The sequence below is a fragment of the Amycolatopsis sp. NPDC051758 genome (assembly GCF_044453095.1).
Taxonomy (GTDB): Bacteria; Actinomycetota; Actinomycetes; order Mycobacteriales; family Pseudonocardiaceae; genus Amycolatopsis.
In genome coordinates this window covers 294,994-315,608 of the sequence record NZ_JBITCJ010000007.1, presented here as the reverse complement: position 1 = coordinate 315,608, position 20,615 = coordinate 294,994, and the positions used below count along the sequence as shown (strand labels likewise).

General features: G+C 71.7%; 24 protein-coding genes. 14 read left to right on the top strand and 10 right to left on the bottom strand.

Annotation, left to right across the window (positions count from 1 at the left end; genetic code table 11):
• Positions 1–150 precede the first annotated feature (150 nt).
• The gene (locus ACIA5G_RS31855) at positions 151–360 is read left to right on the top strand and encodes a hypothetical protein (RefSeq protein ID WP_395929871.1); all 210 of its coding nucleotides are present in this window, start codon (positions 151–153) and stop codon (positions 358–360) included.
• 86 nt (positions 361–446) lie between these two features.
• On the opposite strand, the gene ACIA5G_RS31850 is transcribed toward ACIA5G_RS31855, so the two are convergent.
• From ACIA5G_RS31850 to ACIA5G_RS31840, 3 genes are all read right to left on the bottom strand, one after another.
• Positions 447–1,175: an ANTAR domain-containing protein gene (locus tag ACIA5G_RS31850; protein ID WP_395929869.1), complete on the bottom strand. Its 729-nt coding sequence runs from the start codon at positions 1,173–1,175 to the stop codon at positions 447–449.
• Between the two features lie 195 nt (positions 1,176–1,370).
• Complete coding sequence (ctaD, locus tag ACIA5G_RS31845) at positions 1,371–3,074, bottom strand: cytochrome c oxidase subunit I (RefSeq protein ID WP_395929867.1); 1,704 nt, start codon at positions 3,072–3,074, stop codon at positions 1,371–1,373.
• 82 nt (positions 3,075–3,156) lie between these two features.
• On the bottom strand, positions 3,157–4,119 hold the full coding sequence (locus tag ACIA5G_RS31840) for a TIGR03557 family F420-dependent LLM class oxidoreductase (RefSeq protein ID WP_395929865.1): 963 nt from the start codon (positions 4,117–4,119) through the stop codon (positions 3,157–3,159).
• 121 nt (positions 4,120–4,240) lie between these two features.
• On the opposite strand from ACIA5G_RS31840, the gene ACIA5G_RS31835 reads away from it, so the two are divergent.
• From ACIA5G_RS31835 to ACIA5G_RS31825, 3 genes are all read left to right on the top strand, one after another.
• A complete protein-coding gene (locus tag ACIA5G_RS31835; RefSeq protein ID WP_395929863.1) occupies positions 4,241–4,570 on the top strand; it encodes a plasmid stabilization protein in 330 nt (109 codons plus the stop codon).
• Positions 4,571–4,632: 62 nt separating this feature from the next.
• Positions 4,633–5,082, top strand: a complete 450-nt coding sequence (locus tag ACIA5G_RS31830; RefSeq protein ID WP_395929861.1) for an ATP-binding protein — start codon at positions 4,633–4,635, stop codon at positions 5,080–5,082.
• Positions 5,079–5,870 (top strand): SigB/SigF/SigG family RNA polymerase sigma factor, encoded by a 792-nt coding sequence (locus ACIA5G_RS31825; RefSeq protein ID WP_395929859.1) that lies wholly within the window; start codon positions 5,079–5,081, stop codon positions 5,868–5,870. The genes ACIA5G_RS31830 and ACIA5G_RS31825 overlap by 4 nt, the downstream gene beginning before the upstream one ends.
• Before the next feature lie 90 nt (positions 5,871–5,960).
• On the opposite strand, the gene ACIA5G_RS31820 is transcribed toward ACIA5G_RS31825, so the two are convergent.
• Positions 5,961–7,478, bottom strand: coding sequence for a CHAD domain-containing protein (locus ACIA5G_RS31820; RefSeq protein ID WP_395929857.1), 1,518 nt, complete (start codon positions 7,476–7,478; stop codon positions 5,961–5,963).
• Between the two features lie 126 nt (positions 7,479–7,604).
• Between ACIA5G_RS31820 and ACIA5G_RS31815 the strand changes: the two genes are divergently transcribed.
• Together ACIA5G_RS31815 and ACIA5G_RS31810 are read left to right on the top strand one after the other, a co-directional pair.
• Positions 7,605–8,132: a hemerythrin domain-containing protein gene (locus ACIA5G_RS31815; protein WP_395929855.1), complete on the top strand. Its 528-nt coding sequence runs from the start codon at positions 7,605–7,607 to the stop codon at positions 8,130–8,132.
• Positions 8,133–8,213: 81 nt separating this feature from the next.
• Positions 8,214–8,999, top strand: coding sequence for an ANTAR domain-containing protein (locus ACIA5G_RS31810; RefSeq protein WP_395929853.1), 786 nt, complete (start codon positions 8,214–8,216; stop codon positions 8,997–8,999).
• Between the two features lie 60 nt (positions 9,000–9,059).
• Here ACIA5G_RS31810 and ACIA5G_RS31805 read toward each other — a convergent pair whose 3' ends face one another.
• From ACIA5G_RS31805 to ACIA5G_RS31795, 3 genes are all read right to left on the bottom strand, one after another.
• Positions 9,060–9,533 carry a hypothetical protein gene (locus ACIA5G_RS31805; RefSeq protein WP_395929851.1) on the bottom strand — a complete coding sequence of 158 codons (474 nt, stop codon included), beginning with the start codon at positions 9,531–9,533 and terminating at the stop codon, positions 9,060–9,062.
• 73 nt (positions 9,534–9,606) lie between these two features.
• The gene (locus ACIA5G_RS31800; RefSeq protein ID WP_395929849.1) at positions 9,607–10,446 is read right to left on the bottom strand and encodes an aldo/keto reductase; all 840 of its coding nucleotides are present in this window, start codon (positions 10,444–10,446) and stop codon (positions 9,607–9,609) included.
• 89 nt (positions 10,447–10,535) lie between these two features.
• Positions 10,536–10,997 carry an SRPBCC family protein gene (locus ACIA5G_RS31795; RefSeq protein ID WP_395929847.1) on the bottom strand — a complete coding sequence of 154 codons (462 nt, stop codon included), beginning with the start codon at positions 10,995–10,997 and terminating at the stop codon, positions 10,536–10,538.
• A gap of 117 nt (positions 10,998–11,114) precedes the next feature.
• Here ACIA5G_RS31795 and ACIA5G_RS31790 point away from each other — a divergent pair, with 117 nt between their 5' ends.
• The 3 genes from ACIA5G_RS31790 to ACIA5G_RS31780 are packed head-to-tail and all read left to right on the top strand — an operon-like array spanning position 11,115 to position 12,090.
• Positions 11,115–11,528 carry a phage holin family protein gene (locus tag ACIA5G_RS31790; RefSeq protein ID WP_395929845.1) on the top strand — a complete coding sequence of 138 codons (414 nt, stop codon included), beginning with the start codon at positions 11,115–11,117 and terminating at the stop codon, positions 11,526–11,528.
• Positions 11,525–11,830, top strand: a complete 306-nt coding sequence (locus tag ACIA5G_RS31785; RefSeq protein ID WP_395929843.1) for a DUF3618 domain-containing protein — start codon at positions 11,525–11,527, stop codon at positions 11,828–11,830. The genes ACIA5G_RS31790 and ACIA5G_RS31785 overlap by 4 nt, the downstream gene beginning before the upstream one ends.
• Complete coding sequence (locus ACIA5G_RS31780; protein WP_360678087.1) at positions 11,827–12,090, top strand: DUF4235 domain-containing protein; 264 nt, start codon at positions 11,827–11,829, stop codon at positions 12,088–12,090. Before ACIA5G_RS31785 ends, ACIA5G_RS31780 begins: the two co-directional genes overlap by 4 nt.
• A gap of 37 nt (positions 12,091–12,127) precedes the next feature.
• Here ACIA5G_RS31780 and ACIA5G_RS31775 read toward each other — a convergent pair whose 3' ends face one another.
• Positions 12,128–12,496 carry an STAS domain-containing protein gene (locus ACIA5G_RS31775; protein ID WP_395929841.1) on the bottom strand — a complete coding sequence of 123 codons (369 nt, stop codon included), beginning with the start codon at positions 12,494–12,496 and terminating at the stop codon, positions 12,128–12,130.
• 168 nt (positions 12,497–12,664) lie between these two features.
• Here ACIA5G_RS31775 and ACIA5G_RS31770 point away from each other — a divergent pair, with 168 nt between their 5' ends.
• From ACIA5G_RS31770 to ACIA5G_RS31760, 3 genes are all read left to right on the top strand, one after another.
• A complete protein-coding gene (locus tag ACIA5G_RS31770) occupies positions 12,665–13,954 on the top strand; it encodes an NAD(P)/FAD-dependent oxidoreductase (protein ID WP_395929839.1) in 1,290 nt (429 codons plus the stop codon).
• A gap of 66 nt (positions 13,955–14,020) precedes the next feature.
• Positions 14,021–15,811: a thiamine pyrophosphate-requiring protein gene (locus ACIA5G_RS31765; protein WP_395929837.1), complete on the top strand. Its 1,791-nt coding sequence runs from the start codon at positions 14,021–14,023 to the stop codon at positions 15,809–15,811.
• Positions 15,812–15,823: 12 nt separating this feature from the next.
• Positions 15,824–16,915, top strand: a complete 1,092-nt coding sequence (locus tag ACIA5G_RS31760) for a Vms1/Ankzf1 family peptidyl-tRNA hydrolase (protein ID WP_395929835.1) — start codon at positions 15,824–15,826, stop codon at positions 16,913–16,915.
• Positions 16,916–16,927: 12 nt separating this feature from the next.
• On the opposite strand, the gene ACIA5G_RS31755 is transcribed toward ACIA5G_RS31760, so the two are convergent.
• Entirely contained in the window at positions 16,928–17,122 is a 195-nt protein-coding gene (locus ACIA5G_RS31755; RefSeq protein ID WP_395929833.1) for a DUF2630 family protein, read from the bottom strand.
• Between the two features lie 60 nt (positions 17,123–17,182).
• Here ACIA5G_RS31755 and ACIA5G_RS31750 point away from each other — a divergent pair, with 60 nt between their 5' ends.
• Complete coding sequence (locus ACIA5G_RS31750; protein ID WP_395929831.1) at positions 17,183–18,181, top strand: serine hydrolase domain-containing protein; 999 nt, start codon at positions 17,183–17,185, stop codon at positions 18,179–18,181.
• A gap of 116 nt (positions 18,182–18,297) precedes the next feature.
• Here the strand turns inward: ACIA5G_RS31750 and ACIA5G_RS31745 are convergent, their stop codons facing one another.
• Positions 18,298–19,188 carry a LysR family transcriptional regulator gene (locus ACIA5G_RS31745; RefSeq protein WP_395929829.1) on the bottom strand — a complete coding sequence of 297 codons (891 nt, stop codon included), beginning with the start codon at positions 19,186–19,188 and terminating at the stop codon, positions 18,298–18,300.
• 81 nt (positions 19,189–19,269) lie between these two features.
• On the opposite strand from ACIA5G_RS31745, the gene ACIA5G_RS31740 reads away from it, so the two are divergent.
• The gene (locus ACIA5G_RS31740) at positions 19,270–20,595 is read left to right on the top strand and encodes a diaminopimelate decarboxylase (protein ID WP_395929827.1); all 1,326 of its coding nucleotides are present in this window, start codon (positions 19,270–19,272) and stop codon (positions 20,593–20,595) included.
• Positions 20,596–20,615 lie beyond the last annotated feature (20 nt).

The following is a 20,615-nucleotide window of genomic DNA, read 5'->3' as shown; positions in this document are numbered from 1 at the left end:
CGGCGGATTACCCCGGATCACCCGCCGAAACACAAGAGGCGTCGAACGAGGCAAGGGAGACGAAGAACGTTAGGCCGAACGAGTGAATTCAGTGGGCTTTGCCGCCGAAACCGGCAAGGTATGTGAGACCCACGTCACACAGGAGGCCGCATGGGCACCCAGATCCGCATCAGCCGCGAGGACGGCTCGCTGCCCTGCGAGGTCTGCGGCTTCCCGACGATGCACGTGGCGCAGGTCGTGGCCGACGACGGCACGGTGCTCGGCCGCACCCTGGTCTGCACGACCTGCCAGCGCAGCAAGCACCGCCCGGAGCCGCCGCTGGCGGCCGCGGCACCACCGGACGAGGTCCCGACCGGCTAGGTACCGCCGACGCACGTCACGCTCGCGGTCTCCACATCCGGGCGGCGACCCGCCCGCGGCGCACGAAGCCCAGCACGCCGGCAGCGTCAGCCGGTCGTCGCCACCGCGGCCACGAACTCCGCCGCCACCTCGTGGAGCTTCCGGTTGCCGTCCTGGGAGCGTTTCACCAGCCGCTGGAACGCCTCCTCGGCCGTGATCCGGTGCGCCGCCATCAGGATCCCCTTGGCCTGGTCGATCACCGCGCGTGTCTCGAGCGCCCGGTTGAGCTGGTCGATCAGCTCGCGCGCCGCGAAGTAGCGGCGTGCGCTGCGGAGGCCGAGCACCACCGTCGCCGTGTACAGCTCGAGGATCTTCGTCCCCAGCTCGCTGAAGCCGTGCTCGCCGAACCCGAACAGGTTCACCGCGCCGGACATGTCCTCGTCGACCGTCAGCGGCGCGGCGAGGAAGCTGGCCACGCCGAGCTGCTCGGCCGACGACACGAACTGCGGCCACACGTCGCCCACGGCGCCGACGCCGACGCGCACCGGCTGCCCGGTCTGGGCCGCGCGCAGGCACGGCCCGTCGCCGATCCGGTACTGCTCGCGGTCGAAGTTCACCGCCCGCTGGTCGGTGCTGGCCACCGTCTCCGGCACGCCGTCGCGCACCAGGGTGATGCTGGCCATGTCGGCCCCCGGCACCACCTGCACCACGTGGTCGCACACCGCCTGCAGCATCTGGCCGAGGTCGAGCTCGGTGTCCAGCATCGTGGTCAGCGACTCCATCGCGAGCGTGACTTCGTCCAGCCGCGCGGTGAGCTGATCATGCCCGCCCGTCATCCAGGTAACGCCCCTCTTCCGCTTCTCAGGGCGCTCTGGACCAGGGAGGACCCGGGCGTGCGCCACCAGTGGGCCGCTAGCGCTTTAACGGGTCCGGCGCGAGATTACTGCATCCCGATCACCGCGGGCGCAAGCGGTCGCCGGCTTCGCGCGGCACGCGTCCGTTCGGAGCAACGGCCGTTACGCGGCTCGCCGTCACCGGGACAGAGCCCGTTTGGACCGCACGTGCCGTTCCTCCGTCAGCCGCGCCACGACCTCGGGATGGTGCAGCTCGAACGCCGGCCGCTCCGACCGGATCCGGGGCAGGTCGAGGAAGTTGTGCCGTGGCGGCGGACAGGTGGTCGCCCACTCGAGGGAGTTGCCGAACCCCCACGGGTCGTCGACCAGGACCTGCTCGCCGTAGCGGTAGCTGCGCACGACGTTCCAGACGAACGGCAGCGTCGAGGCGCCCAAGAGGAACGCGCCGATCGTGGAGATCGTGTTCAGCGTCGTGAAGCCGTCACTGGTCAGGTAGTCGGCGTACCGGCGCGGCATGCCCTCGTCGCCCAGCCAGTGCTGCACCAGGAACGTCGTGTGGAAGCCGAGGAAGGTCGTCCAGAAGTGCCACTTGCCGAGGCTCTCGTCGAGCATCCGGCCGGTCATCTTCGGGAACCAGAAGTAGATCCCGGCGAAGGTCGCGAACACGATCGTGCCGAACAGCACGTAGTGGAAGTGCGCGACGACGAAGTAGCTGTCGTGCACGTGGAAGTCCAGCGGCGGGGACGCCAGGATGATGCCGGTCAGGCCGCCGAAGAGGAACGTCACCATGAACCCGACCGACCACAGCATCGGCGTCTCGAAGGTGAGCTGCCCCTTCCACATCGTGCCGATCCAGTTGAAGAACTTGATCCCGGTCGGCACCGCGATGAAGAACGTCATGATCGAGAAGAACGGCAGCAGCACCGCGCCGGTGGCGAACATGTGGTGCGCCCACACCACCGCCGACAGCCCGGTGATCGCGACGGTCGCGAACACCATCAGCCGGTAGCCGTACAGCGGTTTTCGGCTGAACACCGGGACGATCTCGGTGATGATCCCGAAGTACGGCAGCGCCACGATGTAGACCTCGGGGTGGCCGAAGAACCAGAACAGGTGCTGGAACATGATCGCGCCGCCGTTTTCGGGGTCGAACACGTGCGCCCCGAGCCGGCGGTCCGCCTCCAGGCCGAACAACGCGGCCGTCAGGATCGGGAACGCCAGCAGGACCAGGATGGCGGTGAACAGGATGTTCCAGGTGAACAGTGGCATCCGCCACATCGTCATCCCGGGGCAGCGCAGGCAGACGATCGTGGTGACCATGTTGACCGCGCCGAGGATGGTGCCGAGGCCGGAGACGATCAGGCCCATGATCCACAGGTCGCCGCCGATCCCCGGCGAGTGGATGGCGTTCGACAGCGGCGTGTAGGCCGTCCACCCGAAGTCCGGCGCGCCGCCCGGGGTGACGAACGAGCTGAGCACGATCAGCCCGCCGAACAGGTAGAGCCAGTAGGCGAACCCGTTGAGCCGCGGGAACGCGACGTCCGGCGCGCCGATCTGCAGCGGCAGGATGTAGTTGGCGAACCCGAACAGGTTCGGGGTGGCGTAGAGCAGCAGCATGATCGTGCCGTGCATGGTGAACAGCTGGTTGTACTGCTCCGGCGACAGGAACTGCAGGCCGGGCCGGGCGAGCTCGCCGCGCATCAGCAGCGCCATCGCCCCGCCGGCCATGAAGAACCCGAACGAGGTCACCAGGTACAGCAGGCCGATCTGCTTCGGGTCCGTGGTGCGGAACAGCGCGAGCAGCGTCCCGCCCTTCGGCCCCCGGCGCGCCACCGCCAGGGGCACCGCCCGCAGGGTCGGCTCGGGCTTCACGTCGGTCATCCGCAACTCCCGTCGCCGGATTGTCCGTACTCCGCGTAGTACTCCTGCCGGCCGGATTCCGCGTTACCCCGAACGGGTGGAGCTACTCCCGCAGCGCCGGGAGCAGCTCTTTTTCGGCAAAATCGAGGAAGCCCTCTTGCTGGTCACCACCGATCTGGATCAGCGCGACGTCGGTGAAGCCCGCCTTCTCGAACTCGCGCACCCCCGCCACGATCGGCTCGACGTCGGGACCGCAGGGGATGGACCCGGCGACGTCGTCCTCGCGGACGAACTGCGTCGCCCCGGCGAACCCGGCCGGCCCCGGCAGCTCGGCGTTGACCTTCCAGCCGCCGGCGAACCAGCGGAACTGCTCGTGCGCGCGCTTCACGGCGGCGTCGCGGTCGGTGCCCCACGCCACCGGCAGCTGCGCGATCTTGCGGGTCGGCGGGCCCGGCTTCGTCGCGTCCCACTCGCTCGACAGCTCCGCCTTCGGCTCGACGGCGATCATCGCGTCGGCCACCGGGGCGAACCGCTTGATCGACTGCGACCCGGACACGGCGACGCCGATCGGGGTCCGCCGCTCCGGCAGGTCCCACAGCTTCGCGGAGTCGACGCGGAAGTGCTTGCCCTCGTAGTCGAAGTAACCGCCGTCGAAGAGGCCGCCGATGATCTGCAGGGCCTCGGCGAGCATGTCGTGCCGGACGTTCGCCGGCGGCCAGCCGCGGCCGACGACGTGCTCGTTGAGGTTCTCCCCCGCGCCCAGCCCGAGGGTGAACCGGCCGTCCGAGAGCGCCTGCACGGTCGCCGCCTTCTGCGCCACGACCGCCGGGTGGTACCGCATGGTCGGGCAGGTCACGAAGGTCATCAGCTCGGCGCGTTCGGTCACCTGCGTGACCGCGCCCAGCACGCTCCAGGCGTACGGCGAGTGGCCCTGTTCGGCGAGCCAGGGCGAGTAGTGGTCGCTCATCACCTCGAAGTCGAAGCCGGCCTGTTCCGCGCCGGCGGCGAACCGGACCAGCTCGTTCGGGCCGGCCTGCTCGGTCATCAGGGTGTAACCGATCTTCATCGGGGCCTCCTCTCGGTCAGCTCCCCGCGTACCCGGCCCGCCCGCGGGGTAACCGACCGTCATGGGTGACGTTTACCCGGGCCTTCGCCGGGTATCCGGCGGACGTCGGAAGGGAGTGGTCATGCCCCAGTCGTGGAGCGCCAAGCGCGAACGCCAATATGAGCACGTCAAGGACTCCGCCGAAGATCGCGGCGCGAGCACAAAACGGGCCAAGGAGATCGCGTCGCGGACGGTGAACAAGAACCGCGCCCAGGCGGGTGAGTCCCGGCAGGCCAGCAAGACGTCGCTGAACGACAAGTCCCCGCAGCAGCGCGGCGGCGAGCGGTCGGGCAACCGCAAGGGACCGGGCGGGCCGACGAGGGACCAGCTGTACAACGAAGCCAAGAAGCGGAACATCGACGGCCGCTCGAAGATGTCCAAGAAGGAACTCGAACGGGCGCTGGGCCGGTGACCAAACCGGAAACCCCTGACCAGCAAGTGTCAGCGTTCGCCCAGATGGGTAGTAGTCCCGCCATGGAAGAAACACGAAGTGGTGGCTCGCACGGCGCCAAGCCGACGCTGGACGAGCTGCTCGAGGAACTGGTGGAACTGCGGCTGCCCGCCATGGCGGAGCAGATTCCGCTGGTCCGCATGCTCACGCACGGCGTCGTGTCCCGCGCCGACTTCGGGCTGGACGCCATCGCCGACGCCAAGATGGCGGTCGACGAAGCGTGCGCCCAGCTAGTGCAGCTGGCGGAGCTGGGCTCGCAGCTGCACTGCCGGTTCCGGAACGCGCCCGACGGCCTGCACGTCGTCGTCTCGACCCGGGCCACGGACCCGCGGCCGCCGAGCGACCGCACCTTCGGCTGGCACGTCCTGACCACGCTGAGCCGTTCGGTGACCGCGCACTGCGACGTCCTCCCCGGTGGAGGTGCGGGCATCGTCACCATCGAGCTGGTGCTCAACCCGGGAACGAGCGCGTGAGCGGCGAACGCAAAACCGTCCTCCACCGCCCGGACGAATACGCCCACTGCGAACCGCTGTTCGAGGAACTGGGGACGCTCGAGCCCGGTGATCCGCGGCGGGACGTCGTCCGGAGCAGACTGGTGACCGAGCTGCTGCCGCTCGCCGAGCACATCGCGACCCGGTTCTCCGGGCGCGGCGAGCCCCGAGAGGACCTGGTCCAGGTGGCGCGGATCGGCCTGATCAACGCCGTCGACCGGTTCGACCCCACCCGCGGCCACGACTTCCTGTCCTTCGCCGTCCCGACGATCATGGGCGAGGTCCGGCGGCACTTCCGGGACACCGGCTGGTCGGTGCGGGTCCCGCGGCGGCTCAAGGAGCTGCACCTGTCCCTGAGCCAGGGCTCGGCCGTGCTTTCGCAGCGGATGGGCCGCGCGCCGACCCCGACCGAGCTGGCCGAGCACCTCGGCCTGGACGTCGACGAGGTGCGTGAGGGTCTCCTCGCCGGCAACGCCTACCAGGCCCTCTCCGTGGACAAGCCGGTCCACGACGACGCCGAGGCGCTGTCGCTGGCGGACACGATGGGCGAGCCCGACCACGAGATGGCCATGGTCGAGAACCACGAGGCCCTCCAGCCGCTGCTCCAGGAACTGCCGGCGCGGGAGCGCGCGATCCTGGTGATGCGGTTCTTCGGCGGGCTGACCCAGACCCAGATCGCCGACCGCGTCGGCATCTCCCAGATGCACGTCTCCCGGCTGCTGTCGCAGACCCTGGAGCAGCTGCGCGGGAAGCTCACCGGCGACGCCTGAGGCGCGCCGCGCCCCGCTCTTCTTCTTTCCCTTCGCAGCACCCGGCCGGTGTCGGCCGCGCCCTCTCGCGCGGCCGGCACCGGCTCTCGGTCAGCGCAGCCAGCCGGGGCGGTCACCCTTGCGCAGCCGCCGCCACTCGCCCGCGAACCGCTCGCGCAGCTTCTCCGCCGCCGCGGCGTCCTGGGCGTACAGCATCCCGAAGGTGAAGGTGTTCTGTCCCTCGCCGTGCCCGGCGACGGTGAGGTGGTGCAGGACGTCCCGGCCGACCACGGTGTCCTGGTGCTCGCCCAAGGTGCTCTGGGCGGCCTTGACGTTCTTGCGCCACTTCCGCAGCTTCTTGCCGTAGACCGGCTTCACGGTGTCCGCGGCGTAGCGGGCGCGCTTCGCCTTCTTGCGGACGTCGTGCAGGGCCTTCTCGAGTTCTTCGCCTTCCAGACCGCGGGTCTCCGCTTCGGCGCGACGCAGTTTCTCGGCGGCCTTGCGCACCGGCTTGCGCAGCCCGGACTTCGCGGGCTTGCGCGCCTTCGCGGTCAGCGGCGGTTCCTCCAGCACGGCGTCGAGCGTCCGCAGCAGGCTCAGGTACCGCTTGCCGGTCAGCGCCGCCATCGCCCGGGTCCGGCCCTCTTCGGCCTCGCGGGAGAAGTAACGGGTGAGGAACTGGCGCAACGGCCCGAACACCAGCTCCGGGGGCACGCCGTCGAGCCGCTCGCCGAGCCGCGCTTCGGTGACCTCGGTGTCGCGGGCCGGCGCGAGCTGCTGCCCGAGCCACTTCAGCTCGGCCGTCAGCGGCGCCGTCGCGTCCTTGTCCACAATGGACCCGAAGGTGCGCAGGGCGCTGCGCAGCTTGCGGGTCGCGACGCGCATCTGGTGCACCGAGTCCTCGACGTCCAGCCGCACCCCGACGTCGGCGCGGCGCAGCTGGGCGTGGTGCTCCCGCAGCGACGCCAGCACGATCGCGCCCGCCGTCGGCTTCTTCCGCTTGCGCGGCGGCCCCGGCACGCGGTCGCCGATCAGGCGCCGCAGCTTCGACGGCCAGGGTGACGCCGACGCGCCCGCGTCGGCCAGCGCGCGGTCGAACTCGTCGAGCCGGCCGGGCTCGGTTTCGGGCTCGAGCTCCAGTTCCAGCTCGCGCCATTCGTCGAGCCGGGCGGTTTCCCCGCCGGCTTCGCCGGTCACGTGGTCGTCGGTGAGGGTCGCGATCGTGCGGCCGTCGGCGCCGGCGAGGCGGTGGGCGAAACGATCGGTGCGCAGGTGCGCGATCGGCACCAGCTTCTCCCCCAGCGTGTACGCCCGGACCAGGCGCCGGAGCCGGCCGGGCACCTTCTGGGTGTCACCCCCGAGCGGCAGCTGGAGCTCCTGCCGCTCGTCGGCCGAGACGGGCAGTTTCAGGTGCCAGCCCGCGTCGTGCCCGCCGACCCGCCGCCGCAGCGTGATGCCGCTCTTGGCCAGCCGGAACGTCCGGGTGTCGTAGTAGGACGCGTCGAGGACCTGTTCGACCGGCGCGTCCTGCGTCTCGACCCCCGCGACGCCGATCAGCCGGGGCACGCCGCTGCCCGCGACGATCTCGTACTTGCGTTCGCGCTCGGTCACCGACGACGGCGCTGCCATGGTCATCCTCCTTGGGGGCCGGTTGTCCTCCCCGGGTACCCGAGTGGCGCGCGGCCGACACGGGATTCGGCGCGCGAGCAGCGGGTATCCGGGCACGGACCATCCCCGTCCGGACCAGGAGCGTGCATGAACGGCAGCCAGCCCGCAACCGACCTGACCACCGTCCTCGCGCGTGACCACCGCGAGCTCGACCGCCTGTGCACCGAGCTGGAGCTCGGCCAGGGCAGTCCCGAGAACCGCAAGGACCTCGCCGACCACCTGAGCGCGGAACTGGTCCGGCACGCCGTCGCCGAAGAGCCCTACCTCGAAGCGGAAGGCGACCTCGCCGAGGCGGAGAGCCTGATGCGGCAGCTGGAGGGCTTGGGGCCGCAGGAGACGCGGTTCGAGCGGCTGCTGGGCGGGCTGATCCGCGCGGTGCGCCGCCACGTCCGGGACGAGGGGCCGGCCGCCCTGCGGCAGATCCGGCTCAGCTGTTCCCCGGACCGCCGGCACGAGCTGGGCGAGGAGGTCCTCGAAGCCCGGGACGCGGCGCCGTCGCTGCCGCACCCCGGCCTGGCCGACCGGATGCCGCAGGCCGACCAGCTGTGGCCCGGGCCGGGGTTCGTGGACCGGGCCCGGGCGGCCCTGCGGCGCGCGGCCGACTCGCCCGGTTGAGATGCCACGGACACCCCGGTGCGCCCCGGCATCGGGTTGAATGGGGATCCACCACCCGGATGTGACGGACAGCGAGGACGAATGAGCGTCGGCAAGGACGAGTGGGCCCGGGAACGGGCCGCCTTCGGGCAGGACGGCCCCGGGCCGGGCGCGCTGGCGAGCCAGTTCGCCGACCTCACGCGGACCCTGCTCGACGTGACGCCGACCGTCGGCGGGGTGCTCAAGCTCGTCGTCGGCGCCGCGGTTGCGATCGTCCCGGGCGCCGACCTGGTCAGCGTCACCTTGCGCGCCCCCGACGGCACGTTCCACACGCCCGTGGAGACCGACCCGGTCGCCCTGCCGCTCGACCAGCTCCAGTACGACCACGGCGAAGGCCCGTGCGTCGAGTCCGCGCGACCGGACGGTCCCGCGATCGCCCGGTCGCACGACCTCGGTGGCGACCCGCGCTGGCCGTCGTTCGGCCCCGGCGCCGCCCGCCACGGTTACCACTCGGTGCTGGCGACGACCCTGGTCCCGGACGCCCGCCCGCCGCGGCTCTCCGGTGCGCTCAACATCTACTCGACCCGCCCGGCCGCGTTCGACGACGGCGCGATCGACATCGCGCTCCTGCTGGCCACGCACGCTTCGCTCGCGCTGGCCCACACCCAGGCGGTCGCCACGGCCGAGCTGGAGACCGAGCACCTGCGCCGGGCGGTGGAGAGCCGCGACGTCATCGGCCAGGCGAAGGGCATCCTGATGCAGCGCCGCGGCATCACCGCCGAGGCGGCTTTCGACGTGCTGCGCAGCGCGTCCCAGGACCTGAACGTCAAGCTGGCCGACCTGGCCCGGACCCTGGCCGCCCGGCACGCCGAGGTGGACCTCCCCTAAGCACGCGGAAGGCCACCACCGGGTGCGCCCGGTGGTGGCCTTCGAAGTTCGCGGTGCCGCTTACTGGGCGGAGTACGGGGACCGGTTCTCCAGGGACGGGCTGACGTCCGGGTACCGGCCTTCCTGGCCCGGCACCGGCGTGACCGTCGGGCCCGGCAGCTCCGGCTCCTGCCGCTGCGCCCTCGCGCCGCCACGCTGGACGACCGCCTCGACCTCCTGCTCGCCGCGGATGCGGGCCAGCGCGCCGAGGGTGATCGCGTGGGCCAGCGCCAGGATCAGCAGCAGCACCCCGACCCGCCCGACCACGCCGGGCAGGTCGCTGCCGCCCATGTTGATGGTCGAGACGAGGGCCAGCACGCCCAGCGTCGCCAGGTGGAACAGCACCGTGACCAGCCGGGTCATCGACGCCCCCGCGGCCGGGTCGCCGTAGGAGTTCTCCAGGTAACGCCGGCCGCTGCGGTAGATGACCTGCCCGTCTATCAGGACCAGCGCCACGCCGATCGCGAGGAACGACAGATACGCGTTCGTGGTCATGCCGGGACGCTCCTTCGGCTGGGGGACCTCTCCGGGTGAAGTACCCGGGAGGTTGCGCAGGGAAACCCCGCGGTCACCCCGCGAAAGTGTCCGGGTCCGGTCCGGTGCGGCGGCCGTCGTCGAGCTTGCCGATCGCCGTCATGTCCTCGTCGTCCAGCTCGAAGCCGAACACGTCGATGTTCTCGCGCATCCGCTCGGGCGACGACGACTTCGGGAACACGATGTTCCCGAGCTGGAGGTGCCAGCGCAGCACGACCTGCGCGGCGGTCCGGGCGTGCTTCTCGGCCAGGTCGCCGAGCACGGGATCCTCGAGCACCTCGGCCTGGGCCAGCGGGCTCCACGCCTCGGTCGCGATGCCGTGGGACTGGTGGTAGGCGCGCAGTTCCGTCTGCTGCAACGCCGGGTGCAGCTCGATCTGGTTGACCGCGGGGACCGTGCCGGTCTCCTCGGCGAGCCGGTCGAGGTGGGCGGGCTGGAAGTTCGACACGCCGATCGCGCGGGCTTTGCCCACCCGCAGGATGTCCTCGAAGCCCTGCCAGGTCCGGACGTAGTTGTCCTTGTGCGGCAACGGCCAGTGGACGAGGTAGAGGTCGACGTAGTCGAACCCGAGCCGGCGCAGGCTGCCTTCGAGCGCGGTGATCGCGTTGTCGTGCCCGTGCGCGTCGTTCGCCAGCTTCGTGGTGACGAACACGTCTTCACGCGCCAGGCCGGAGTCCGCGACGCCGGCGCCGACCCCGGCCTCGTTGCGGTACATCTGCGCGGTGTCGATATGGCGGTAACCCGCGTCCAGGGCCGTCCGCACGGCCTGCGCGGTCTCCTCGGGCGGGATCTGGAACACGCCGAACCCGAACTGCGGGATCCGGACACCGTTGTTCAGCTCCACGGTGGGGACGTCGGCACTGGTGGTGGTCATGCCTGCGGCCTACCCGACCGCTCCGGACACGAAACACGGCGGGACGGCACCCGCCCCGCCGTGCCACTCGTTCGAGTGAACCTCGCGCGTCAGGTGCCCGGGCGCTCGACGTCACCGCGCCAGCCACCGGTGGCCCGGCCGCGGTTCTCGACGAACTCCTTGAACCGCTTGAGATCGCCCTTCACCCGCCGGTCGAGGACGCCGAGCTTGTCGGCGACGTTCTCGGCGAAGCCCTCCGGGTCGATGTCCATCTGGGCGGTCACCCGGGTGTGGGCGTCGTCGAGCCGGTGGAACGTGATCACCCCGGCGTGGTCCGGGCCGGAGTCGGACGTCCACGCGACCCGCTCGTCGGGGTGCTGCTCGGTGATCGTCGCGTCGAACTCCCGCGTGACGCCACCGAACTTCGTCACCCAGTGCGTGTGGGTGGCGTCGACCTGGCGGATCTCCTCCACGCCCTCCATGAACTGCGGGAACTCCTCGAACTGCGTCCACTGGTCGTAGGCGGTGGACACGGGGACCTCGACGTCCACGATTTCGGTGATCGTGCTCATGCACTCCTCCTCGTCGGTGGTCGGGCAGTCCGGCTACCCGGTGCCGGAACGGTCAAACCCGGCGTGATTGACACCGGGCAGGGCCGGGTACACGGCCGCCAGGCAAGGAGGTGTTCCGTGATCGAAGAAGTGAACAAGAAGCCGGCGGCCGACCGCTCGGTCGGAGAGCTGGTGACGGACCTGACCGGCGAGGTCAAGCGGCTCGTCCGGGACGAGATGCGGCTCGCGGTGTTCGAACTGCAGCGCAAGGGCAAGAAGATGGGCGTCGGCGCCGGGTTGTTCGGCGCGGCCGGGCTGTTCGCCCTGTTCGGCGCCGGCACACTGGTCGCGGCCGCCGTGCTGGCGCTCGCGCTGGTCGTGCCCGGGTGGCTGGCGGCGGTGATCGTCGCGGTGGTGTTGTTCGTCATCGCGGGAATCGCGGCCCTGGTCGGCAAGAAGGAAGTCACGCAGGCGGTGCCGCCGGTGCCCGAAGAGGCCATCACGGGCGTTCGCGAAGACGTGGACACGGTGAAGCAGGGAGTGCACACATGAGCCAGGACTTCCCGAAGAACGCCGAGGAGGCGCGGCTCGACCGCGACACCACCCGGGAGGAGCTCACCGAGACGCTGGAAGCGCTCGGGCAGAAGCTGGACGTGAAGACCCGGGTCAAGGAGAACGTCGACGAGAAGCTCGACCTGGCGACCGCGAAGGTCGCCGACGTGACGAACGAGCCGACCGCGGTGAAGTTCCGCCAGGGCGCGGACGTCGTCCGGAGCAACCCGGTCCCGATCTTCGCCGGTGTGCTGGGCCTGGTGATCCTGATCCGCCTGATCCTGCGCCGGAGGAACTCGTGAACAAGGTTGTGTACAAGCCCCTGAGCTGGGCGGTGGGCGCGCTCGGCGGTCTCCTGGCGGGCCAGGTGTTCAAGCAGGTCTGGAAGCGCGCGGCCGGCGAAGAAGACGCGCCCGACGCCATCGACCGCGACTACACCTGGACCCAGGTGATCATCGCGGCCGCGGTGCAGGGCGCGATCTTCGGCGCCGTCAAGGCCGCGACCGAACGCGCGGGCGCGGTCGGTTACCGCAAGGCGACCGGTGACTGGCCCGACGACTGACCACAGTGGACAGCGGGAGGGCGTGGCCGCCGGGCGGTCACGCCTCCCGGCCGGGCTCGGCGGCCAGGCGGGCGAGCGCCGCGCCGGTGCGCGGGTGGATCTCCAGCAGCAGGTCGGCGCCGGTCGCTTCGAGCGAGCGCGTCACGGCGTGGCCGCCGACGACGACGGCGAGGTCGGCCCGGCTGTTCGCCTGCAGCAGCGACCGGACACCGGCGCAGCTGAGGAAGGCGACCCTGGTCAGGTCGACGACCAGCCGCTCGCCGTCGGCGAGGGCTTCGTCGAGCGTCCCGACGGTGGCGGCGTCGATGTCGCCCACCAGGGTGATGACGCGGATCCCGCCCGGCCGCTCGGTGGCGGTGACGGTCAAACCGGTCGGATCGTCGATCGTGCGGAAGAGGTCGTACATGGCGCTCCCTATCGCAGCGTGCAGGGGCGCTGACCGGAGCACGTTTCTGAACAACAGCCAACTCCCCTGACCGTACGCCCCTGTGTCCTGAGGTCAACCCCGCGGGTTACCCCGCTCCGACCTGGGGTAACCCGCAGCCGACGAACATCCCGCCCCGGAAGGAGACCCATGCGTGCCGTGATCGTCGGAGGCGGTTTCGCCGGATTCCACGCGGCGAAGAGCCTGCGGAAGGAAGCCGGCGAAGACATCGAAATCGTCGTGCTGAACCCGACGGATTACTTCCTCTACCTGCCGTTGCTGCCGGAAGTGGCGGCCGGCATCCTCGACCCGCGGCGGGTGACGGTGTCGCTGCCCGAGCGGCTGCGCGGCGTCCGTCTGGTGCTCGGCAAAGCGACCGGGGTCGACTTCGAAAACCGGGCCGTCACCTACACCGATCCGGAAGACCAAGAGCACCGGATCGGGTACGACCGGCTGGTGCTCGCGGCGGGCAGCGTCAACAAGCTGCTGCCGATCCCGGGGGTCCCCGAGTACGCACACGGGTTCCGCGGGGTGCCCGAGGCGCTCTACCTGCGTGACCACATCACGCGGCAGATCGAACTGGCCGCGGCGGCCGAAGATCCCGCCGAACGTGAAGCGAGGTGCACGTTCGTGGTCGTCGGCGCCGGCTACACCGGCACCGAAGTGGCTGCGCAGGGTCCCGCGTTCACCGAAGCGCTCGCCGCCCGGCACCCGGAGCTCGCCGGGCAGCAGATCCGCTGGCTGCTGCTCGACGTCGCCGACCGGGTGCTGCCCGAGCTCGGCAAGCGGCTGGGCAAGACCGCCGACGAGGTCCTGCGCGCCCGCGGCGTCGAGGTGCTGATGAAGACCTCGGTCGACCACGCGGACGCCAAGGGCGTCACGCTGACCAGCGGTGAAGCGGTGCCGACCCGCACCCTCGTCTGGTGTGTCGGCGTGCGGCCGGACCCCTTGGTGGCCGACCTCGGCCTCGACACGGCGAAGGGCCGGGTCGTGGTCACCGAGCAGCTCCGGGTGCCGGGCCGCGACGACGTGTTTGCTTGCGGTGACGCGGCCGCGGTGCCCGATCTCACCCGCCCCGGCGAGTACACCGCGATGACCGCGCAGCACGCCGAGCGCCAGGGGAAGCTCGCCGGGCGCAACGTCGCCGCGTCGCTGGGTTACGGCCGTCCGGGCACCTACCGGCACCACGACCTCGGCTTCGTCGTCGACCTCGGCGCCGGCGCGGCGGCCGCGAACCCGTTGCACATCCCGCTGTCCGGGTGGCCGGCGAAGGTGGTGACCCGCGGTTACCACCTGATCGCGATGCCCGGGAACCGCGTCCGCACGGCCGTCGAATGGCTCCTGGAGACGTTGACCGGCCGCCAGACCGTCCAGCTGGGCCTGGTCCGGTCCGGGTCGGTGCCGCTGGACACCGATTCCCCGGAACTCCCCCGGTACTGAGAGGACCCGTGCCGTCGTGGCGGGCGGCGACGTTTAGCCCGCCGACACCGGCGGTAACCGCGCGGCATGAGCCACACCGTTGCGGACCACCTGCTGGCCAGACTGCGCGAATGGGACGTCGACCAGGTCTTCGCCTATCCCGGTGACGGGATCAACGGCCTGGTGACCGCCTTCGGCAAGGCAGAAGACGCACCGCGGTTCATCCAGGCCCGCCACGAGGAGATGGCGGCCTTCGCCGCGGTCGGCTACGCGAAGTTCAGCGGCCGGCCCGGCGTCTGCATGGCGACGTCCGGTCCCGGCGCGATCCACCTGCTCAACGGGCTGTACGACGCGAAGCTCGACCACGTCCCGGTCGTGGCGATCGTCGGGCAGACCGCGCGCAGCGCGATGGGCGGCAGCTACCAGCAGGAAGTCGACCTGCAGGCGCTGTACAAGGACGTCGCGAGCGAATACCTCGTCGAGGTCAACGTGCCCGAGCAGCTGCCCAACGCACTCGACCGCGCGATGCGGACCGCGATCGCACAGCGTGCGCCGACGGCCCTGATCATCCCGGCGGACCTGCAGGAAATGGCGTACGAGGCGCCGCAGCACGCGTTCAAGCACGTGCCGTCCAGCCCGCCGGACCACCCGCGGGCGAGCGTCGTGCCGCCCGCGGACGAGCTCGCCAGGGCGGCCGACGTGCTCAACGCGGGTGAGCGGGTCGCCGTGCTCGTCGGCCAAGGTGCCCGAAACGCCGTCACCGAGCTGCGCGAGTTCGCCGAGCTCACCGGGGCGGGCATCGCGAAGGCGTTGCTGGGCAAGGACGTTCTCCCGGACGACCTGCCGTACGTCACCGGCGCGATCGGCCTGCTCGGCACCCGGCCCAGCTACGAGCTGATGCGCGACTGCGACACGCTGCTCATCGTCGGGTCGAGCTTCCCCTACTCCCAGTTCCTGCCGGAGTTCGGCCAGGCTCGCGCGGTGCAGATCGACGTCGACGCGCGGTTCCTCGGCCTCCGCTACCCCACCGAGGTGAACCTGCTCGGCGACGCCAAGGGCACGCTGGAACGGCTGCTGCCGCTGCTCGAGCGCAAGGCCGACACGTCGTGGCAGGGCAAGGTCGCGAAGAACGTCACCGAGTGGCACGAAACCGTGACGCGGCAGGCGATGCTGCGGGCCGAGCCGGTCAACCCGATGCGGGTCGTGCACGAGCTGTCCGAGCGGATCCCCGACAACACCATCGTCACCGCGGATTCGGGCTCGGCCACCAACTGGTACGCCCGCAACCTGCGGTTCCGCGGCCGGATGCGCGGCTCGCTGTCCGGCACGCTGGCCACCATGGGCCCGGCGGTGCCGTACGCGATCGGCGCGAAGTTCGCTCATCCTGACCGGCCGGTGGTCGCGCTGACCGGCGACGGCGCCATGCAGATGAACGGCATGGCGGAGCTGCTGACCATCGCGCGTTACCGCGAACTGTGGGCCGACCAGCGGCTGGTCGTCTGCGTGTTCCACAACGGCGACCTCAACCAGGTCACCTGGGAGCTGCGGGCGATGGGCGGCGCGCCCAAGTTCGAGCCGTCGCAGTCGCTGCCCGAAGTGTCCTATGCGGACTTCGCGCGCAGCATCGGGCTCGGCGGCATCGCCGTCGACGACCCCGAGGTGCTCGGTGACGCGTGGGCGACCGCGCTCGCCGCCGACGTGCCGACGGTGCTCGACGTCCGGTGCGACCCCGAGGTGCCGCCGATCCCGCCGCACGCCACGACCGAGCAGCTCAAGTCGATGACCGAAGCGGTGCTCAAGGGCGACCCCCACGCCTGGCACCTGTTCACCCAGGGCATGAAGACGAAACTCCAGGAGCTCCTGCCCTCGAAGTACTGAAAGGACTCCACTGTGGACACTTCCACGATGCGCGGGCTCACCGTCGCGGACGGACCGTTCGCGTCCGTGCACTTCGATTCCTCGCACAACACCGAAGACGCCGCCAAGCAGCTCGAGATCCGGGTGAAGGAGATCGAAGCGGCGCTGTCGGACCAGCAGGCCGACGCGGAGACGGTGCACGCCGTCCTGCGGGCGATCCGCGACGGCGAGCCGCCCGTCGGCAAGGCCGGTCGCAGCATCGTCGCCGCGCGCGGCTCGGTGGTGCTCGACCAGCGGCTGGCCGCGCCGCCGCCGGAGCAGATCGTGCGCTACTCGGCGCTGCCGTACCTGCTGCCGCTCGCCACCCACGTCGACGAAGCGCCGTCCCACGTGGTCATCGTGACCGACCGGGTCGGCGCCGAGGTCACCGTCCACGGCGACGGCCGGCCGCACACCGAAACGGTCGAGGGCGCCGACCAGCCGGGCCACCAGGTCCGCGGCGGCGGCTCGGCCCACCACGACGTCCAGAACCGGGCCGAGGAGAGCACGCGGCAGAACCTCGAGGAGGTCGCGCGCCACGTCACGAAGGCGGTCGAGCGGTCGCACGCGAAGCTGGTCGTCCTGGGCGGCGAAGTGCAGTCCCGGTCGGCGCTGCACGGCCTGCTGCCGGAGGCGGTCCGGCGGATCACCACCGAGGTCGACACCGGCAGCCGCGCCCAGGGCGCGTCGCACGAGGAGCTGGACCGGCGGGTCCACGAGCTGCTCGCCAACCGGCACCTCGCGGACCTCGACGACGTCGCCGAGACGTTCCGGGCGGAGTCGGGCCGCGACTCGGGCCTGGCGGTGAGCGGCCTCGAAGCCGTGACGGCGGCGCTGGCCGAGGCCAATGTGGCGACGCTGCTGGTGGGCTCCCCCGGCGACACTTCGGTGTTCACCGGGCCGGAGCCGGCCCAGGTGGCGGTCGGCAAGGCCGGGCTGCAGGCCCTGGGCGTCAGCGACCCCGAGCAGCGCCGGGCCGACGAGGCGATCCCGTTCGCCGCGGTGGCCACCGGCGCGGCGGTCGTGGTGCTCGACGAGCGCCTGGACCTCTGGGAAGGCTTCGGCGCGCTCCTGCGCCACAGCTGACCCGCAGGTGCGTCACTCGTCGTCGAAGACCGAGAGGGCCTGACGGCGGTGCAGCAGGTCGACGGCCGCGTCCAGCTGGCGTTCGAGGTCCTTCAGCCGGGCGCGGTCGTCCGGGGTCAGCCCGCCGTGGTGGAGGGCGCCGGTGCGCAGCCGGTGCTCTTCGTCGATGAGGTCGGCGATCCGGTCCGTGATTTCGTGCCCTGCCATGGAAATGCCCTCCGCGTCCGGCTGTCCGCGAGCATACGCGCGGCGGGTAGCGTCGCCAGGGTGATCGACGCGGCGGTGGACCTGGTGCGCGCCCGCGGCGCGCGGGCGAGCCTGTGCGTGCTGCGGGGCGGCCGGGTGCTGCTCGACCGCAGTTTCGGCGGCCCGCCGGACGCGCTGTTCTGGATCTTCTCGGCGAGCAAGCCGTTCGTCGCGCTGCTGGTGCACCAGCTCGCGGCACGCGGGGTGCTCTCCCTGGACGCACCAGTGGCCGACTACTGGCCGGCGTTCGCGGGCGGCGGCAAGGGCGAGGTCACCGTCCGGCACGTGCTGCAGCACCGCTCCGGCTTCGCGACGGCCCGTGGCTTCGCCGGCGACTCCCTCGTGATGACGGACTGGCCGCGCACGGTGCGGGCGATCGAACGTGCACCGCTGCGCCGGCCGCCTGGTTCGGTGGCCGCCTACCAGCCGATCGTGTACGGCCACATCCTCGGGGAGCTGGTCCGCCGGACCACCGGCGCGGACGTCGCGACGGTGTTGCGGGAGGAGTTCCTCGGCCCGCTCAGCCTCACCGACACCCACCTCGGCCTGCCGGACCCGCTGTGGCCGCGGCACGTGCCGGTCCGCGGCCAGGGCCTCGGCGGCCCGCTGACCGCCCGGATGGTGAACCGCCGCACCGTCCGCCGCGCGGTGATCCCGGCAGCCGGCATCTCGACCACGGCACGCGACCTGGCGAAGTTCTACCAGTCCCTGCTGGACGGCTTCGCTCCGGCAGCGGTCACGGAGGCGCGGCGCCCCTCGGGAGCCCCGGTGGTGGACCGCACGATCGGCACCCGCATCCACTGGGCGCACGGCTTCCAGCTCGGCGGCACCGGCCGTCCGATGGGGACGCTCAGCACCCCGGACACGTTCGGGCACAACGGAAGCAACTGCTGCATCGCATGGGCGGACCCCGGTCGCCGGCTGGTGTTCGCGTACCTCACGGACCGGATCGTTTCGGGCCACAGCGCGGCCGCCCACCTCGGCGCGGTGGCCGACGCGGTGCTGGCCGCCTGCCCGTGACCTCAACACATCCGCCTGACAAGGCGATACTGCCGCGCGACGTTTCCGGACCTAGCTAGTCCGGCGGTTGCGTGGCACACGGCCGAGCAACCGTGCCCGGCACCAGTCGCCCTCCCTCAGCGGCCGCCCGCACCCTCCGCGGCCAGGTCCACAAAGGCCCGCACCACCGGCGGCACCGGCCCGCCCCGCCAGGCCAGCCCCAGGTCGATCCGCGGCACCGGATCCTCCAGCCGGCGCAACACGACGCCGCGGCGGCGCAACCCTCGCGCCCGGTGTTCCGGCACCGCCGCGATCCCCGCGCCCTCGGCGACCGCGCGCATCAGCTGCTCGTCCTCCGGTTCCTCGCGGACGATCGTGGGGACCCCGCCCGGCCAGACCTGGCCGCTGATCGCGTCGTACTGGCCGGGCCCGTTGTCACGTGGCCAGAACACCACCGGTTCCGACGCGATCCACGCTCGCCGCAGCCGGCCGCGGCGGCGGGCCAGCGGGTGCTCCGACGGCAGCGCGATCAGCACCTCCTCCGAGCCGACCACCGCCACCTCGAAACCCGGGTCGGACACCGGTGGCCGCACGAAGCCGAGGTCGATCTCGCCCGTCGCCAGCCGGGCCAGGTTCAGGCTCGTCCAGCCCGTCTCCAACGCCAGCTCGACGCCGGGGTGCCGCGCGCGGTAGGCCGCGACCAGGTCGCCGGCCAGCGGGCCGGGCGCCGACCGGGTGTAGGCGATCCGGAGCCGGCCGGTGTCGGCGCGGCCGGCCGCGGTGATCACGCCGCGCGCGCGGTCCAGGCGGTCGAGCAGGTCCCGCGCCTCCGCGGCCGCGACGCGCCCGGCCTCGGTGAGCGCGAAGCGCGGACCCGAACGGTCGAGCAGCGCAACACCCAGCTCCGCTTCGAACGCGCGGATCTGCTGGCTCAGCGACGGCTGCGACACGAACAGCCGGGCCGCGGCACGGGTGAAGTGCATCTCCTCGGCGAGCACGGCGAAGTAGTGCCATCGGCGAAGGTCCACCCAGCGATTATAAGTGAATCCTATGCTGCCATCAGGACCAGGTCTTGGACCCCCGCCACCGTCCGCTGCTGTCCTTTGACGGTGACCACGACCAGCGCACCCCTGACCCGCACCGACCGCCGGCAGCTCGCCCTCGCCGCCGCGGCGGACCGGCGGCTCGTCGACCCGATGGCCGGTTTTGTCGACCTCGCCGGCCTCCGCGCCGCCGTCGAAGAGCTGACCGAGGCGTTCGCCCCGCTCGGCCGCGTCCAGCACACGGTCGCCGCCAAGGCGTGCGGCCTCGCTCCCCTGCTGCGGTTCCTCGGCGACCTCGGGGTCGACGCCGAGGTCGCGAGCCCGGGCGAGACGGCGGTCGCCGAAGCCGCCGGGCTCCGCGGGCCGCGGCTCGTGCTCGACTCCCCCGCCAAGACGATCGGCGAGCTCGCGCACGCCCTCGCCGAGGGCACCGCGATCAACGCCGACAACTTCCAGGAGCTGGCCCGGCTCGACCGGCTCGTCGGGGCGGCTCCGCGCTCGGTGCTGGGCCTGCGGATCAACCCGCAGATCGGGGCCGGGCGGATCGGCGACACGAGCACCGCGACCGCGTCGTCGAAGTTCGGGATCCCGGTGCGGGACCACGGGAACCGCGGGCTGGTGATCGAAGCGTTCCTCCACCGGCCGTGGCTGACCCGCCTGCACGTCCACGTCGGCTCGCAGGGCTGCCCGCCGGAGCTGATGGCCGACGGGGTCGCCGCCGTGCACCGGCTCGCCGAGGAGATCAACGCGGAGGCCGGGTACCAGCAGGTCACCAGCATCGACCTCGGCGGCGGCCTGCCGGTGAACTTCACCTCCGACGACCCCGGCCCGACCTACGCCGGCTACGTCGACACGCTGCTCGCGCGGGTCCCGGCCCTCGCCGACGGGCGGTACTCGTTCGTCACCGAGTTCGGCCGGTCCCTGCTGGCGAAGAACGGGTTCCTCGTCAGCACCGTCGAATACACGAAGGTCGCGGGCGGCCGGCACATCGCCGTGACGCACGCCGGCGCGCAGGTGGCCGCGCGCACGGTGCTCCAGCCGGAGCACTGGCCGCTGCGGCTCAGCGCGCTCGACGCCGCGGGCACGCCGAAGACCGGTCCCGAGGTGCCGCAGGACATCGCCGGGCCGCTGTGCTTCGCCGGTGATCTCCTCGCCCGCGAACGGCCGCTGCCGTTGCTGGAGCCCGGCGACCTCGTCGTCGCCCACGACACCGGCGCGTACTACTTCGGCGCCCACTACGCGTACAACACGCTGCCGCGGCCGGCGGTGCACGGGTTCACCATCGGCGCGGACGGCGAGGTCCGGTTCACGCCGATCCGCCGTGCGCAGTCCCTGGCCGAGCTGGTCGCGGACGCGGGCGGCGAATACCTCGAAGCGCTCCCGCACGGGTGATCCCGGGCGTACGATCCCCG

What these genes read in the sequence shown, in the direction of transcription:
- ctaD (WP_395929867.1), bottom strand. Translation starts at nt 3,074, where the DNA reads ATGACCGACGTGAAGCCCGAGCCGACCCTGCGGGCGGTGCCCCTGGCG.
- ACIA5G_RS31800 (WP_395929849.1), bottom strand. Translation starts at nt 10,446, where the DNA reads ATGACCACCACCAGTGCCGACGTCCCCACCGTGGAGCTGAACAACGGT.
- ACIA5G_RS31795 (WP_395929847.1), bottom strand. Translation starts at nt 10,997, where the DNA reads ATGAGCACGATCACCGAAATCGTGGACGTCGAGGTCCCCGTGTCCACC.
- ACIA5G_RS31850 (WP_395929869.1), bottom strand. Translation starts at nt 1,175, where the DNA reads ATGACGGGCGGGCATGATCAGCTCACCGCGCGGCTGGACGAAGTCACG.
- ACIA5G_RS31765 (WP_395929837.1), top strand. Translation starts at nt 14,021, where the DNA reads ATGAGCCACACCGTTGCGGACCACCTGCTGGCCAGACTGCGCGAATGG.
- ACIA5G_RS31830 (WP_395929861.1), top strand. Translation starts at nt 4,633, where the DNA reads ATGGAAGAAACACGAAGTGGTGGCTCGCACGGCGCCAAGCCGACGCTG.
- ACIA5G_RS31820 (WP_395929857.1), bottom strand. Translation starts at nt 7,478, where the DNA reads ATGGCAGCGCCGTCGTCGGTGACCGAGCGCGAACGCAAGTACGAGATC.
- ACIA5G_RS31855 (WP_395929871.1), top strand. Translation starts at nt 151, where the DNA reads ATGGGCACCCAGATCCGCATCAGCCGCGAGGACGGCTCGCTGCCCTGC.
- ACIA5G_RS31810 (WP_395929853.1), top strand. Translation starts at nt 8,214, where the DNA reads ATGAGCGTCGGCAAGGACGAGTGGGCCCGGGAACGGGCCGCCTTCGGG.
- ACIA5G_RS31785 (WP_395929843.1), top strand. Translation starts at nt 11,525, where the DNA reads ATGAGCCAGGACTTCCCGAAGAACGCCGAGGAGGCGCGGCTCGACCGC.
- ACIA5G_RS31775 (WP_395929841.1), bottom strand. Translation starts at nt 12,496, where the DNA reads ATGTACGACCTCTTCCGCACGATCGACGATCCGACCGGTTTGACCGTC.
- ACIA5G_RS31840 (WP_395929865.1), bottom strand. Translation starts at nt 4,119, where the DNA reads ATGAAGATCGGTTACACCCTGATGACCGAGCAGGCCGGCCCGAACGAG.
- ACIA5G_RS31755 (WP_395929833.1), bottom strand. Translation starts at nt 17,122, where the DNA reads ATGGCAGGGCACGAAATCACGGACCGGATCGCCGACCTCATCGACGAA.
- ACIA5G_RS31770 (WP_395929839.1), top strand. Translation starts at nt 12,665, where the DNA reads ATGCGTGCCGTGATCGTCGGAGGCGGTTTCGCCGGATTCCACGCGGCG.
- ACIA5G_RS31815 (WP_395929855.1), top strand. Translation starts at nt 7,605, where the DNA reads ATGAACGGCAGCCAGCCCGCAACCGACCTGACCACCGTCCTCGCGCGT.
- ACIA5G_RS31835 (WP_395929863.1), top strand. Translation starts at nt 4,241, where the DNA reads ATGCCCCAGTCGTGGAGCGCCAAGCGCGAACGCCAATATGAGCACGTC.
- ACIA5G_RS31805 (WP_395929851.1), bottom strand. Translation starts at nt 9,533, where the DNA reads ATGACCACGAACGCGTATCTGTCGTTCCTCGCGATCGGCGTGGCGCTG.